Genomic DNA, 215 nt, shown 5'->3' with positions numbered 1-215 from the left:
AAAATCCATTTCTCATTCCTTTCTTTCCCATTACTCAGTATCACTTTTCCTGTTCGGAAGTATTTCCTGAGCGTTTTATCTTTGGCGTTTCCGCATCGTGATACTACCCATGCCCGCAGTTGTTGCCAGAGTATGTTATCTAGCTTGCTGAGAATCTCCTTGGAGACTACCCCCGAGTAATACCTTGCCCATCCGGTGATGATGGGGTTGAGTCT

1 protein-coding gene is annotated in these 215 nt (G+C 45.6%); it reads right to left on the bottom strand.

The window, feature by feature from the left end:
- Nucleotides 1-215: group II intron maturase-specific domain-containing protein (locus LKE08_RS08955; protein ID WP_375341412.1), on the bottom strand; the 215-nt coding region annotated here is incomplete at both ends.

Origin of the sequence: Lyngbya sp. CCY1209 (assembly GCF_035615495.1) — a bacterium.
Classification (GTDB): domain Bacteria; phylum Cyanobacteriota; class Cyanobacteriia; order Cyanobacteriales; family Microcoleaceae; genus Limnospira.
Note: the sequence above shows the minus strand (reverse complement) of the source record. Positions and strands in the feature narration are given on the sequence as shown.